This window comes from Pseudomonas sp. FP1762 (assembly GCF_030687105.1).
Lineage (GTDB): Bacteria > Pseudomonadota > Gammaproteobacteria > Pseudomonadales > Pseudomonadaceae > Aquipseudomonas > Aquipseudomonas siliginis.
Genome location: NZ_CP117458.1, coordinates 3,362,577 through 3,377,911 on the forward strand (window position 1 = coordinate 3,362,577; position 15,335 = coordinate 3,377,911).

General features: G+C 62.4%; 5 protein-coding genes. 4 read left to right on the top strand and 1 reads right to left on the bottom strand.

Translation table 11 applies throughout. From position 1 onward, the window contains the following. Window positions 1–38 precede the first annotated feature (38 nt). The 4 genes from PSH90_RS14940 (at window position 39) to PSH90_RS14955 (ending at window position 2,729) form a co-directional block, all read left to right on the top strand. Window positions 39–1,718: an MFS transporter gene (locus PSH90_RS14940; RefSeq protein ID WP_282384400.1), complete on the top strand. Its 1,680-nt coding sequence runs from the start codon at window positions 39–41 to the stop codon at window positions 1,716–1,718. A 108-nt stretch (window positions 1,719–1,826) separates the two neighbouring features. Continuing rightward, window positions 1,827–2,045, top strand: coding sequence for a hypothetical protein (locus PSH90_RS14945; protein ID WP_016774958.1), 219 nt, complete (start codon window positions 1,827–1,829; stop codon window positions 2,043–2,045). A gap of 230 nt (window positions 2,046–2,275) precedes the next feature. Beyond that, complete coding sequence (locus PSH90_RS14950; RefSeq protein WP_056789559.1) at window positions 2,276–2,470, top strand: hypothetical protein; 195 nt, start codon at window positions 2,276–2,278, stop codon at window positions 2,468–2,470. A gap of 37 nt (window positions 2,471–2,507) precedes the next feature. Further along, entirely contained in the window at window positions 2,508–2,729 is a 222-nt protein-coding gene (locus PSH90_RS14955; RefSeq protein WP_305383136.1) for a type II toxin-antitoxin system mRNA interferase toxin, RelE/StbE family, read from the top strand. A gap of 56 nt (window positions 2,730–2,785) precedes the next feature. Here the strand turns inward: PSH90_RS14955 and PSH90_RS14960 are convergent, their stop codons facing one another. Next, window positions 2,786–15,271, bottom strand: a complete 12,486-nt coding sequence (locus PSH90_RS14960) for a filamentous haemagglutinin family protein (protein ID WP_305380897.1) — start codon at window positions 15,269–15,271, stop codon at window positions 2,786–2,788. Between the last annotated feature and the right edge of the window lie 64 nt (window positions 15,272–15,335).

The window sequence follows — 15,335 nt, forward strand, 5'->3', positions numbered from 1 at the left end:
ACTCCGGCCTACAACAATAAGCACGACGGAGAACACCCATGGCCACAATCGACACAGCATCCACCGGCACACCGCCCCGCAGCGGCGGTATCACGAAGGAGGAGCGCAAGGTCATCTTCGCTTCCTCGCTGGGCACGGTTTTCGAGTGGTACGACTTTTACCTCTACGGCTCACTGGCGGCGATCATCGCCAAGCACTTCTTCGCCGGCGTCAACGAAACCACCGCGTTCATCTTTGCCCTGCTGGCGTTTGCCGCCGGGTTTGCGGTGCGGCCGTTCGGCGCCATCGTCTTCGGGCGCCTGGGTGACATGATCGGGCGCAAACACACGTTTCTGATCACCATCGTGATCATGGGCGTGTCCACAGCAATCGTCGGTTTGCTGCCCGGCTACGCCACCATCGGCGTCGCTGCCCCGGTGATTCTGATCACCCTGCGCTTGCTGCAAGGCCTGGCGCTGGGTGGTGAATACGGCGGCGCGGCGACCTACGTAGCGGAGCACGCACCACGCAATCGCCGTGGCTTTTTCACTTCGTGGATTCAAACCACCGCCACCCTCGGTCTGTTCATGTCGCTGCTGGTGATTCTCGCCTGTCGCACGGCGCTGGGTAACGAGGCGTTCGAGGCTTGGGGCTGGCGGATTCCGTTTCTGCTGTCGATCATTCTGCTGGCCGTGTCGGTGTACATCCGCCTGCAACTGAGCGAGTCGCCGGTATTCCAGAAAATGAAGGATGAAGGCAAGGCCTCGAAAGCGCCGCTGACTGAATCCTTTGCACGCTGGGACAACCTCAAAGTGGTAATCATGTCGCTGCTGGGCGGCACGGCCGGGCAAGCAGTGGTCTGGTACACCGGGCAGTTCTATGCGCTGTTCTTCCTGTTGCAAACATTGAAGATCGACGCGCAGACCGCCAACCTGCTGATCGCCGGATCGCTACTGATCGGCACACCGTTCTTCGTGATTTTCGGCAGCCTGTCCGATCGCATCGGGCGCAAACCGATCATCATGGCCGGGTGCATTCTCGCGGCGCTGACTTACTTCCCGATCTTTACTGCGCTGACCCAGTACGGCAATCCGGACGTGTTCGTCGCTCAGGAGAAAAACCCAGTCAAGGTGATCGCCAGCCCCGAGCAGTGCTCGTTCCAGTTCGATCCGGTGGGCAAGGCCAGATTCACCAGTTCCTGTGACTTGGCGAAAACCTTGCTGGCGAAACGCGCGATCCCTTATGAGAACGTTGCCGCCGAACCGAACACGGTGGCGCAGGTGCGCATCGGTGACCGCGTCGTCGAGAGTTTCGAAGGCAGCGCCCTCCCCGCCGCCGACTTCAAGGCCCGCAACGACGCCTTCACCGCCAACCTCGGCGCCGCGTTGAAAGACGCCGGTTACCCGGAAAAAGCCGACCCGGCGAAAATCAATTACCCGATGATGCTACTCCTGCTCACCGTGCTGGTGATCTACGTGACCATGGTTTATGGCCCGATCGCCGCGTGGCTGGTCGAACTGTTCCCGACGCGCATCCGCTACACCTCGATGTCGCTGCCCTACCACATCGGCAACGGCTGGTTCGGCGGCTTCCTGCCGACCGTGGCGTTCGCCATGGTCGCCGCCACCGGTGACATCTACTACGGGCTGTGGTACCCGATCGTCATTGCAGTGGCGACGGCAATACTCGGCACGTTCTTCCTGCCGGAAACCAAGGATCGCGACATTCTCAAGGACTGAAAAAAGCCACAGTGCCCTCTCCTGCCGGAGAGGGCCTCGCAGCTGAAAAATTTCGAACGTCTGCCGCCGCGCTGTCTCCAATGTGTACACCCACAGGAGGCCAGCGCCATGAACCCCAACGACGACAAAACTCCCAACGCCCCACCCACCGATGCCAGCGGCAAACCGGTGAACGTGGTCGAGCGCGATCTGCAGGACCGCGACAACAACACCGAGGGCGTAGACAAAGTCATCACGCCGTCTTCCACTCGGGTCAAAGAGCAGGAAGCTGAAGAGCTACAGCGCAAAGTCGATGAGATCGAGCGTAAGGTTGCAGACGGTAACTGAGTGCAGCGTGGCTGTGGCCGCAGCTTTGAGCGGCGGCTGTCAGCCCGATGACCAAAAGCTGATTTCCTACAGAATTGAACTACACAGCTGATCGACTTCACGTGCATCACAAGCGAAGCGTCTGACAGATTTGCATCGTCTGTTTGCGGATGATGCCTCCCTCGTCCCGCCAGTGACGACAACGAGCCCACATCCCCTTAGACTGCTTCACATTGATCATGGAGGTCATGATGAGCGCTGAACTTTCACTTATCGTTTCAGACTTCGAAACCGAAGAAGAGGCTGCGGATTACGATCTTTGGTATCGCGCCAAGGTACAAGCCGCACTTGATGATCCACGTCCGCCTATCCCCCACGATGAGGCAATGGTGCTGCTAGGTCAGATGCTGGAAGAGAGACGCAAGAATCGACGCGCTGCCGGTTAGCTGGAGTAAACCGGCTCTTGGAGACCTGGCTGACATCATCGAATACGTAGAACAACGCAACACTGTCGCTTCAGTTGCACTGCACCAAAGGCTCAGCGCCGCAGCGCGAAGGCTTTCCTGGATACCGCATGGTTTCCGCTCCGGCCGAATACCGGGCACTCGCGAAATGGTCATCAACTCGAATTATTTACTGGTCTATCAGGTGACAGACCACATCAAAATTCTGACCGCGCTGCACGCCCGAAAAAAATATCCATAACCATTCATAAAAAAAGGCGGCCAACCGGCCGCCCAAACCTACTGCACGAGAGTCTTTTACAACGTCAGCTGCCCACGCTCCTCTTCGGTCAGCTGCTGCTTCGCCTGTTCATCCAATGCCCCGGCGCCGAGCACCTGCACCGGGCTGTCCGGGTTATAACCCGTCGCTGGCGCGCGACTAGCGCCATCACGCGACGGCGCCAGTTGCTCGTTGCCGAAACTGAGCACCTGCACAGTGAACACCGAGGCCTGGTTCTGCCGCGCCGCTGCCTGTTGCTGCCGGGCGACGTCTTCCGCCGCTTGCGTAGCGGAGGATGCCGCCGAACTGGCCGAGGTGATCGCGCCGGTATTCACCGCCGACACCACCGGCACGCCGGTTGCCTTGCCCTGCACCGAAATGTTCGCGGCGTTGACCACCGTCAGCGCGGCAATGTTGACGTTGCCGGAGACGCGAATCCCCGCCTCGCCGGCATCGATGGTGCCCAGTGGCGCGATCAGGTCGATGTTGCCCGGTGCCACTTCGGCGATCGGGTTGAGTGTGGCGATACCGGCGCCGGTACTCGGCACCGACGGCGACAGCGTGACGTTGCCCCAGATGTCGTAGACACGTTTTGGCGGCGTGTAGACCACGGTGGTTTTCGAGCCGCGACCGGCGTTGATATCGCCCTCGGCGGACCAGCCGAGAATCGAGCCGCCGAAGGTGGTCATGATCCGGCTCTGGCCGAGCAGAATGCTGCCTTGCGAGTACAACTGAATGTCGCCCGAGCCTTGGGTGATGATCCCTGCCGTCGACGGCGGCGCCGCGCCTTCGATGCCGAACACCTGACCACCGCCCGGCGTGAGCATCTGGATATCGCCGCCAAACAGCGTCTTGACCCCGGCGCCGCCGTACATCGTGATATCGCCGTCGTAGCGAATCGGATTGCCGGCGACATCAGTGGTCGGGAACAGCGCCGCAATGGCGTTGCGACCGCGCAAGTAACTGCCGGTGCGCGGGCCATTGGCATCGGTGTATTCCAGGCCGCCGGCGCGCAATTCGGCGAAGTACACCTGGCGGGCGAAGATCGCCTGTTCGGTACTCGGCAGTGCGGCGAAGAAGGCTTGCGCCTGTTCGTCGCCACCCTTGAAGCCATAACCCAGGCTCAGCCAACTCTGCAGTTCTTCGACGTAGGTCTTGACCACTTTGCCCGGTTGCGCGCTCAGGGCCACAGCCGAATCCGCGACGTTTTGCGGGTTCAGATAACGCGCAATGAACCGTGAGTAATCCGGCCCCTGCGCGCCCGCGCCCGCTTGCATCACGATGCTCGCACCGGGGCGCTGATCGCCTGCCACGACAGGACCGAGGCTGGTGATGCTGGCGCGATCTTCCATCAGGATATTGCGCCCGGCATTGACGTCCAGAACACCAGGGCCGGCAATGTCGAAGCTGCTGTAGAGAATGTCTCGCCCGGCCGAAATCCGCGAAATGTCGCGCGCATCGTTATGCACGAACAGATTGCCGGTAGACGCGATCTGTTCGTTATTGCGACCCATGCCCCCAACGGGCGCAAACGTGGGTTGCCCCAAATTGGTACCGGACGCCACGATGTCACGCCCCGCCACCATCCACACCGGGCCTGCCGATTCATACCAGGTGCGCTTCGTGGTCGCGAACGCCAGCGTTTCGCCCGTGCGAATTCCTACCAGGTCACCGGTCAGTGCATAGAAGCGCGCCGGCCCCTGAACACTGCTAGACCCCGAGTAGCTATCGGGACCAAAGGCAAACAGTGGGTAGCGCGAATTGGTTTGCGCCAGCACACCATCGCTGCCGGCGTTGGTCGTGATCGGCCGAGCGGACTGGTTGTTGCCGTAGCCATTGAACGCGGGTGCAAACGGTGTGGCGAGCGCCGCCGGGCTGGCCCCTGACTGGTTGATGGCGTAGCCGCCGGCATAGATCGAATCCCCAGCGATCAGTTCAAGCTGCCCCGCGCTGGAAGGTGCCAACAGCAATGACCAGGCCAGAGCCGGCGCCGGGTTGCCTATGCCGTAGGCCGCTGATGGTCCCGCATAAATCGAGCCCTGGCCGGCCACGGCACGCAATATCGAAGGAAAGACGAAGCGGTCATCGGTCGGTGACCCGTTAAGCCCGGCGACGGGGTCCTGCCCGGTGGTTTCCATCAACTGGGTGCTGGGCGTCAGGTTGCCGCCGGCCGAGAACAAATCGATGGCCGTGTGATCGGTCCACAGCGAGAAACCACTCAAACCGCCACCGGCATGGTAAATGCCATCCGCCGTGGTAAACGGTGTGGAGTTCTGCAACCTCACGCGGCCCGGATCGGCGGCGCCGCCCAACACCAGATCGCCGCGGGTGTTGAGGCGCATGCCGGAGTCACCGGGAATCAGCACCAGCCCACCACTGGCATTACTGGCCGTCGAGTTGAACGGGTCGAAGGCGCGCGTTTCCCGTGGGTCATGAAACAGCGCCGAGGCGCCGTACTGCAGATTGATACCGCCCAACGCGGCGCCCGTCAGTTGCGCCGCACCGCGCAGGTTGATGAGCGCGCCCTGCAAGTCGTGCGTCGGCGTGCCGGTACCCGCCAGGCCGGCACGTGCCTGCAGAGACGGATTAAGGACACCGCCCAGACGAATATCCAGGTCTCCGCCACCGGTCAGTTGCAGGTTCCCGTCACTGTCCACGCGGCCCGTACTGCCGACAGCCACGATCAACCCCTGACTGCGAGGGTACGACGCATACCTGTCGTCGCCCATGGCCTTGAGCATGCCGGCATCCCCGCCGGCGCTCAGACTGATGTTGCCGCCGCCCAGCGTACCGAACCCGGTAAAGCCCACCAGATAAGGTCTCGTTTCCTCGCCCAGCGCTGGCAATGGCTGCGCAGCGTAGCTGCCGAAATTGATCCACCAGGCAGTCGGTACATCGTTGTTGCCGGTGCCCTGGCGCCAGAGCCAATTGCCCACCGCCACACTCGGCACCTGCTCCCGCGTACCGTCGCCCGTGGCGACCGAGCGACGGCCAAGCACGTCACCCGACACAGACCCGCCGGCATTGATCGTCAGGTTACCGCCCATCTGCGGATACCAGGCCTGATAGAGGCTGGCACTGCCGCCATCGACCCATTTTTCGTAATCGCTGCCAGCGCTGCCCAATACCGAGCCATCAGCCGACAGCCTTCCGCGGGGCTGGTTATAACGCGCGTCGACGTCTGCCGATTGGGTGCCGGCGGTGTAGACGCCGAAAGGTGAGGCCATGCTCAGGTTACCGGCCGCCATCAAATCCAGGTCGCCGGTGCCAGTACGCAAAACGCTGAACATCTGCGTGTGGGCCTGGGCGCTCTTGCTCGGATTGTTTTCAATGCACAGTGCCGGGTCGATGGAGCACCAGAACAATTCGTCATCGTTCATCGGTGTGTAATCCGGCATGCCCATCCAGTTGCCAGGCGCCCACACACTGCGTGCCATGGGCGCGCAAGAACCGGGAGCGATATCACAGAGCACAAGGTATTCCTCGGGAACCGGTTCGTACGGTGTAAAGCCATACTCGTTATCCACCGCCCAGACCAGTTTGCCGGCCACCTCGATCATGCTCACACCATAGTGAGTGTCGGCCATCTGCAAGTTGCCAACGCTGGCCTGAGGTTTCACGCTACGGCTGTCGGCCGCGGTCAGATCGGCCCCTGCCACCATGCGCATCGACCACGACGCACTGCCCGCCGGCAGCATGCTGGCGATCGCCCAGTTTCGACCTTGCTGGTTTCCATTGGCAGGACGCAGGTCGAGGAATACCGTGCCATCGGCGAGCTTCACGTTGGTCATGGAGGGGATCAGCGAACCCCGCAACAGCGCCAACGTTCCGTTCAACACAACACCCACCGTTTTATTGTCGGCATCAACCGCACCCGGCAGCGGCACGCCTTTGGGCCAGAGCAGGGCCTGCAGTGCGGTGGCGTTGTTCAAGCGAATACCTGCACCCAAACGACTGCCGGCCGGCAGGGTCACAGCGTTGTCGAGCAACGTACCGGCGGCATACATCAGGTTACCCGCCGCGTCATGCACATCGCCGGCCAGCACCGTTCCACCCTGTAACACGTAAGGTGCGGCCAAAGTGCTCTGAACCGGCAACACCGTGCCCGCGGCCAGTGTGGCGGCTTGAATCGGCAGGTCGTAATTCAAGGTGGCGCCAACCGGAAAGAGCGTCCCTTCGGCAAGGCTGACACCACTGCCCGGTACGATCAGGTCACCGCCGAAAGGCTGTATCCCCGGCAACAGTTTCCAGCCAGCGTCGTCCACGGTTTCCGGCGGCGGTGCGAAACCGTCGTTGATGCTGCCGTAGATATCGAGGTTGCCACCGGCACGGATCAACAGGCTGCCCGCTTCCCCGCTGCCATACACCGAGGTCCGGCGAGTGTGTGGGTTGAGGCTGGCGTAACGGTAGCCGGACAAGTCGAGATCGCCCTGCACCACCAGATCGCCGTCAGCGGTTTTGCTGACGATTTCCACCCCCGGGCGCAGATGAAACGCATCGGCATAGGTCGCATTGTTGAGGCCGGCCAGTTTGCGTTGTAGCAGATCACTGTTACCCAGCGCCGCATCGATAAAGCCGCTGCTGTCCGAGTGAATGCGATCCAGGTAGGCTTGATCGATCACTTGATACGGGCGACCGCTGGCCGCCGGATCGGTGCCATCGGCAGCATCACTGTAACTTCGCACGGCATTCAGCCCGATGGAGCGGGCACCTTGAATACTCAACGTACCGCTGGCATCCACCGCAATGTCACCGCTGCCCAGGCGCGGTGCATTCAGCTCCAGCGTCCCACGCAACACGTCATCGCGTTGTCCCGCCTGGTTTCCAGGCACTGCATCGGTGCCGTGACGCAGATCAATCCGTGCACCAGCGGCCAGCGTCAGCACGCCGTCACCTGAATTGAGTTCAACCATGGCGCGGTTCGGTGCGTCGATGATTTTGCCGTAGCTGTCGACGCGCAGTACGCGGCCATGGGCATCGAGCAGCGCGTTGCCTGTCAGGTTCAAACCGTTTTTGCCGGCAAGGCGAATGCTGCCGACCCGTTCACCACTGGCATCGATCACCCCGTCCACGGTCAGGTTGCCGTTGTCCACCGAGACATTGACTTGGCCCGCTTTGAGTTCGTTACCGATACGCAGATTGCCCTGCTTGAACTGGAAGCTTCGACTGCCCACTACCCCGCCGGCATTCAAGCGCAGGTTAAGGCTGGCAAAGGCCTCGCTCAAATCACCCGCCAAGCGCTGGGCGCGAATGTCCACGCCAGCGGCCTTGTACGGCACCCACGTACCGCCCGCGTCGTAATAGCCACTGCTGCTGCCGACAATCTGCCCTTGCAGATCAACCTGTCCAGCGTCAGTGGCCAAGGCCACAACGTTCAATTGCCCGGCCTGATTGTTGACGGCGGACAGATCGATTCGCGAGCCCGCCAACTGACGAATATTGCCGTTGTTGCTCTGCAACGACACGTCGCCGCCCCAGCTGTATTTCTGCACATCATTGAACGGCAGAACCCGGCCCGCCATGTCCACCTGCGCGCCGCTGCCAAGCAGCAGATCATCCTCGGCATTGACCAGCAGCTTGCCGCTGGCGAGGACGATGCGACTGTCGAGCACAACACTGCGTGCCGTCAGGCTCAGTTGCGCACCGAGGGCATCCGCGGCAGCCGTTGTGGCGCTACCACTCAGAGTCAGGTTGTTGCCCGCCTTGAGTTCACTGACCGAGGCGGCCTCGCCGGTCAGCAATGGCGTGCGCAGATTGAGATTGCCGCCGCTGTAGCTGAACCCCTTGACCGCGTCATAAGCTCCTTGGGATTCGTACACCGCCAGACTGCCCTTGTGGTTGGCGGTGATGCGCTCGCTGGCGTTGAAGTTGACGTTGGCAAATCCCAGGGCCAGTCGGTTATTGCGATCCAGGCCATTGGGCTGCGGGTTCGGGCCATAACCCAATTCGATCCGCTGCGCCTGAATATCCAGCGTGCCGTGCCCGTTGCCGGCGCCGTCGTTGACCACCGTACCCGGGGCCTGAGTCGCCCCGTTCCAGATCAGATTGCGGGTGCGGATCGTCGCGACATCGGTGGCAGCGCCCGAGCCGTAGATAGCCGGGCTACCCAACACCAGATTCTGCAAACGGCTCTGGCCGGTCTGCGGATCAATGGTGTCGAGGGTCACGCTGCCGAAAAAGTTGAACGCATCGCGGGCCACCAGACTCAGGGTTTCCAGCGCGGGGGCGCCAGATTGCGTGTCGCCCTGCAACAGGCGATCCAGCACGTTCTGGTTAAGCGTCAGGCCCGCGGGTGTGCGGCCGCTGGCTGCGGCCAGTGCTTGCGGACTGCCGGCATTGACCACACCGACCGAAAGCCCGAGTTGGCGAGTGCCAAAGCGCACGCTTTCGCCCAGTTCGAAGTCTTTGTCAGTGGCGGCGATGATGCTGCCGTTGGAGTACAGCAACGCCGCAGCGGTGCAATCGGCCGTCGGACAGTTGCCGATACGAATGCTCCCGCCCCCGCCATCGGAGGGCGCAAGCACCGGCGTCCAGCCGTTGGACACCACCAGCAGGCTGGAACGCCCCGGTTCGTAGACGAAACCGGCTGCGGCATCATACGGGACGTTACCTCGCCCCAAGGTATTGACCCCCGCTCCCGCATCGATGGTGATGCCGCCATTGGCGCTGTTACTGCTCAGCACAACCTCTGGCGCCGAGAGGATCGCGCCTTCGCGCAGACGAATCGCCGAGGTATTGCCGATCACCTTGATCGAGCCGCCCTCCGAACCGTAATACACGGTTGGGGTGCCACCGATGGTCAAGCGTCCGGCATTCAAGCGGTTGAGGGTGTCGGCGTACAGCGATACACCGTCGAACCCTGGCGTTCGCGTATGCCCGGCACCGAGAATTTCAAACTCTGCGCCGGTATAACCGCCCTGAACGACCGCCGTACCAATGACTCCGCCGCTGGCAGGTTTGAACAGCACCTGCCCGTTGAAATCCAGGGCTGAGTCGTGCTCGCCGCCACTGACCATGCGCAGGTGCAGCGTGTTGCCGTCCAGCGGTGTGCGGGCGCGCGGCAGACCGCGGCGGGCAGCATCGTTGAGCACAAATTGGCTGAACCCGGTTTCGTTGTACTGTGAATAGCGCCGCAGCACATCGGCAGACGTCACGATGACCTGGCTGGGCAAACTGTCGCGGATACCGGTGTTGGCAATCGACAGCTGTCCGGCCGTGGTCCACGAGCCATTGCGCAACTTCAACGCACTGTCCATCGGCCCCGCAATCGCTTGACCATTGATTTCGACCCGGAAGGCGCCCGGTAACAAGGCAAAGGTCGATGGCAACAAGGTGTAGGTGCCGGGTGCCAGTCCGGCAACGCCGGTCCCGAGGGTGATCTGCTGGCCGATACGCGGGTCGACCGCGCCGGCCTCGGCCAGCATCGGCGCATAGCGGCTCTGGTCACCGGCCACGATTGCATACACGGGGTTGCTGGCCAGTCCCGGCAAACTGAAGGTGCCATCGGTGGCATTGCGTACCAGCGGATTGAAACGCGCATCGGTGGAGCCACCTCGTCCGGAGACAAAACCGGCACCGCGCAAATCGCCGCCGCCCGAAAGATCGATCACCGCCCCGGCCTGCACATTGGTGTATTGCGCATCAAGGATGACCCCGGAGGTCGCTCCGGCAATGCCATTCAACATCACCGACTTACCGTTGTACCGATAGTCGATACCGTCGGTGGTTCCTCCATAGGGCATGACCAGTCCGGCGGCGCTGACTGAAGTCACGCTGCCCGGCAGAAGTTGAAGTTCACGGGTTTTGACAATGACGTCATCACCCAGGGATATCAGCCCCAAAGGCGCACGAATGACGCCGCCCTGCTCGATCTGTCCCGCACTGAGTGTCAGGCTGCCGAACACCGAGTAAGGCAAAGCGGTCGGCGCCGCCCCGTGATTGCCGATACGCAACGTATGCTCCGGCACCGATCCGGCCATACTTTGATAGCCCACTCGCACCTCAGCCGAGACGCCACTGGCCGGGTAGATCTGCGCAGCCCGCATGTGCATGTCACCCGCAGTCCACAGACGGCTGCGCTGCTGTTCATCGGTTGGCGCGAGGAAGCGCAGGTCGCCCTGGCTGTCGAGCGTGACCAGACCAAAGCCACGGCGGCTGACCGTCAGCGCCGGTGCGGCCGATTGCACGAGAGTCCCTTCGGTGCCGAATGAAAGCGAGTTGCCCACGTCCAGCAGGTTCGCGCTGGCGGTGAATTGCGCGCCGGACAACTGCGCTGTCGGATTGCTCATCACCCGCGGACGCACTTTGACTTCCGAGCTCAAATAGGTGCCCAGCCCTGACAGGCGCAGGTAAGGTGCGCTGAGGTTGACCCGGGCGCTGTCACTCGCCGACTCGGCCAATGAAAGAGAACCGGCGAACAGGCTCAGGCCCTGCCCCATATGCAGGTCGACATCGCCGTCGAACGTCATCAGACCGTTGCTCAGCAGACTCACGCTGCCGAAGCCACCGCTCATCAGTTGATCGGCACTCAAGCGTGCACGCCCGTAGCGTAAAAGTGGCGAAGCCTCACCCGCTCGCAGCGGCTGCGGCAGTGCCGGCGCTGGCCCTTGGGCAATGATCATTTCACGTGGCACGCGCACCGCATTGCTCAAGTTCGCGGGACCGTACGCCGGTGTATCCAGAGCGATCTCCAGACGCCCGCCCGCCGCACCTGCACCGCCAGCATTGGCCTGCAGACTGCCCTCGATGAACAGACCATTGTAGGAACTCAGGGTGATCCGTCCGCCATCGGTGGCCACACGAGCGGGGCCTTGCCCACCGCTATCGAGCACGGCTTGCGCACCGGACGCTTCCAGTCGCGCACCTTGGCGGATGATGACGTAAGCATCGGCAGCGGTCGCCGTGATTTTCTTCACATCAATCTCGCCACCGACAATGATCGAGCCACCCTTGCCAACTTGGCCGTAGACGCGGCCCAGCGCATCGACAGCGGTCGCTGCCCGACCGGCGACATCGATCAAGGCATGTTCACCGATCCAGATCGAACGGTTGTGCGGGGTCGGATCGGCCTCTTGCAAGGACGTCGCCACATCAATCGCGCCGAACTGCTGTTGACGGATATCGACAATACCGCCCCAGGCGTTGAGTTCACCATCAAGCGTGATCTGGCCTGCCCCGCGCAAACCGATGCGCTGGCCGGGATCGACACTGATCCGTGAGCCTTCGCCAATCGACAACGGACTGCTGGCGGGATCAATCAAGCCAGCAAGCGTCGCGCCCGCCTGCAATGCGACAGAAGCGCCGGCCCTTTGCGTCAAGACGCCCTTGAGCGGGTCTTCCTGAAATAACGCGGGCGTCCATAGCTCCAGCGCAGCGCGCGGCGACATACCGGACACAATGGTCGAGGCGGATTCGCCAAATCGATAGACCGGCATCTGCACATCGATCGCGCTTTGCGCGGCGACCTCCAGCCCCTTCAGACCGATGATGTTGTAGGCGCTGAACCCCGTGCGGAACAGCTCCGGCGTCAGGCGCAGGGTCTGTTCTTCGGACACTTCGCCGGAAGCGCCGATCCGCACCTTGCTGGCCTGCACGGTCAAGGTGCCGCCGCCGTTCACGCCATAGCCCTGCACCTCGCCATCGAGCACCATGCGCGACTGGCCTGGCGCACTGTTGGCGCTGGATTCAAGCGTCACGTCGCCACCCTTGCCGCCACGCGTCTTGCCGTTGGCCAATACCGCACCGCCCGACGAAACATCGACCAGACTGCCACTGGCCAGCAGAATGTCGCCGGTACTGCGGATCGACACCGTCCCGCCATTGAGGTACGCCAGGCCGCCCGCGTCGTCCGGGTTACTCGACAGGTTGCGCCACAGACCGCGTGTCTGCAGCTGCACACCCTGCGCAACCGTCACTCGCGCTTGCTTGCCTGCTGAAACCTGGAGACTGGTGTCATCACGCCGATCGGTGGCGAGCTGGTTCAAAACGTTGCCCAATTGCAGGCTGCCGCCTTGCGCAATCAGATCGGCATTGACCTGCACGTCAGGGCTGAACAGGGTGATGTTGCCACCGTGATCCACCGTCACGCCTTCATTGACTTCAATCGTGTTTTTCGCCGAAATCTTCAGCGCGCCCAGCGCGAAACCATTGAGCAGCCCGGCATCGAGGAACAGTTTGCCTGCGCGTTCTGCCGCGACCGCATCGGTCAGCCCTGCGTTCGCTACGCTGGCATGCGCGCCCCCCACTTGCACCTGATCGAGCAACGGGTCGAGTTGATAGAGCAGGCCGGCACTGGCAGCGACATAAGCAGCATCGTAACTGCCAACCACCAACTGCCCTCGCCGCGCCCGGGCGGTCTGGGTCTGGGCATAGCCGTCCAGACCTGCCCGCGGTGCCTGGATTTGCCGTTCGCCCTGAAACACCTCACCCAACAGCTGGCCATCCAGCACGGCGTTGCCCGTGGCGATCACCAACTGGCCGGCATCCCGGCCAACGGTGTACCCCGCCTCCTGGCGACGCGTCGGCGCGATCAGCGGGCTATAGAAATAATCCGTCTGGCCCCAGCGCTCGCTGTGACTTTCGTAACCTTTGTAAAGACCGTTGTAGAGAATATCGCCCGGCGCACGCGACACTTCGTATAACCGCCCGTCCGCACCGCGCAGCCAGCTCTGGCGAATCTCGCCGCCCTGCACATCAAGCGTGCCGCCGGACACATTGATCAGCGAACCTTTTTCGCTGATCACGTCCTTTCCGGAAAACCGCACCTCACCGCCCTGCGCCATCCATTCACCAACGCCATGGCCCTGAGTGCCGAGGTATCCGCCGACCTCCAACAACCCACCGGCGGTGTACCAGCGGTCGGTGGCGTAACCGTTGGTGCCCGCCGGCACGAATACCAGCTCACGGACATCGACCCAGATGTCGTTACTGTTGAGCGCGCCGTTCTCGCGATTGACCGGCGCATCACGCTGCTCGTTGCCCTGGACGTTGATCTTGATGTTGTTGTTTGCCATCGCCACTTTGACGCCGAGGGCGCCGGACACGTCGATCACCGCCCCCTCGCGCAATAGACTGCGCTGTCCGGCGGCAACTGCCACCTGCCCACCGGTGGCAAGGGTGATCGAGCCGCTTTTGAATTCGACGGTGCCGCCGCTGCCGATGTCGATGCGTGACTGATCGCTGCGGATCCGGTTGTTGGCGTTGACGCCGGTCAGCGCCGCCTCGCGCTGGCTGTCCAGGGCCGTGAGATCACTGCTGTCGAGCAGAATCGCACTGACGCCATTTTCGCCCAGGGTCACACGGCCTTGGGCATCGCTGGCCGGATTGAGCAAATGCACGGTGCCGCGCGTCGCCACCGAAGTGCTCGCCAGCAGCACACCGTTTTGCACAACATCGCGGCCGGTCAGGGTGATGTCGCCGGTGGATGCCTGGATCAGGCCGGTGTTGCTGACTTTGCCCGAGCTGTCAGCCTTGAAACCGGGAATGACCTCACTGCCGAAGGTGGTTGAATAACCATTGCCGTCGGTGCCCGAGCCCTTGCGGATATAGAAACGGTCCCCCGCACCCAGCACCGTCTGACCTTTGGCCGTACTGATCGAGCCGTCGTTCTGCACGTCCTGGCCGAGCAGCAAGGTATAGCCGCCGGCGTCGGTGGAGAGCGCAGGTTGATGCGTTTGTATGGCTGCGCCACGCTCCACCAGGACTTTGCCAGCAGCGTCGGTAAAGGTCGGCTGACTGCCGGTGCTGTCGAAATACAGACCCCGATCGCGAAATTGTGCATCGGTCATGTTCGCGGCTGCCGCTACCAGATTTCGCACATTGACCTGGCTGCCACCGCTGAAGACGATGCCGTTGCGGTTGATCAGCATCACCGTGCCGTCCGCTTTGATCTGCCCCTGGATCTGGCTGGCCCGTGCGCTCGGATCGTTGACGCGATTGAGCACCGCCCAGTTGGCCTGCTGGGCAAATTCCACTGTGGTATTGCGGCCGACGTCGAACGTTTCCCAATTGAGAATCGCCTTGTCGGCGGTCTGCTCGATCTTCACCGTGGTCTTGCCGTCGGCCTGGGTTTGTTGCGGGCCTTTGGCGTTCATCCAGCCCTGGCTCAGGCTGTTATCGACCTTCAGGCCGCCCTCGCCCAATCCGTCCGGAACCACTTGCACACTGCCCAATGCGGCGGCACGTCCAGCGGCTTGTGCGGCCTGCTGAGCGGCAATCGCTGCAACGGTGTTATTGAGTGTCTGCAAAGAGCGCTGCAACTGCTGGCTGGCCCGTTGCTGCTGTGCCAGCGGTGGGGTCATCCCCGGCAGACCGCTCCCACTCGGACGCGACGCCGAAGCCTGCTGCGCCGCGCCCTTCGCGGCAAACCAGGTGGAACTGAACGCTGTCGCCGCCTCGGCACTGCCCGCCACCAGACACAAGGCGACAGCTTGCGCCAATGGCTTGAGCAGCCACTGTGCGGGATCGCCCGCGCCACGTTTGATCGGCCGGATACGGTTACTGTGACGGGAGGTGCGAGCAAGCATCACTACAGGTCCTTTTGGGTGGCAGGTCGGATCAGCCCTGCTGTTACGACATAGGCAGTTGGCG

What these genes read in the sequence shown, in the direction of transcription:
- PSH90_RS14960 (WP_305380897.1), bottom strand. Translation starts at nt 15,271, where the DNA reads ATGCTTGCTCGCACCTCCCGTCACAGTAACCGTATCCGGCCGATCAAA.
- PSH90_RS14945 (WP_016774958.1), top strand. Translation starts at nt 1,827, where the DNA reads ATGAACCCCAACGACGACAAAACTCCCAACGCCCCACCCACCGATGCC.
- PSH90_RS14940 (WP_282384400.1), top strand. Translation starts at nt 39, where the DNA reads ATGGCCACAATCGACACAGCATCCACCGGCACACCGCCCCGCAGCGGC.
- PSH90_RS14950 (WP_056789559.1), top strand. Translation starts at nt 2,276, where the DNA reads ATGAGCGCTGAACTTTCACTTATCGTTTCAGACTTCGAAACCGAAGAA.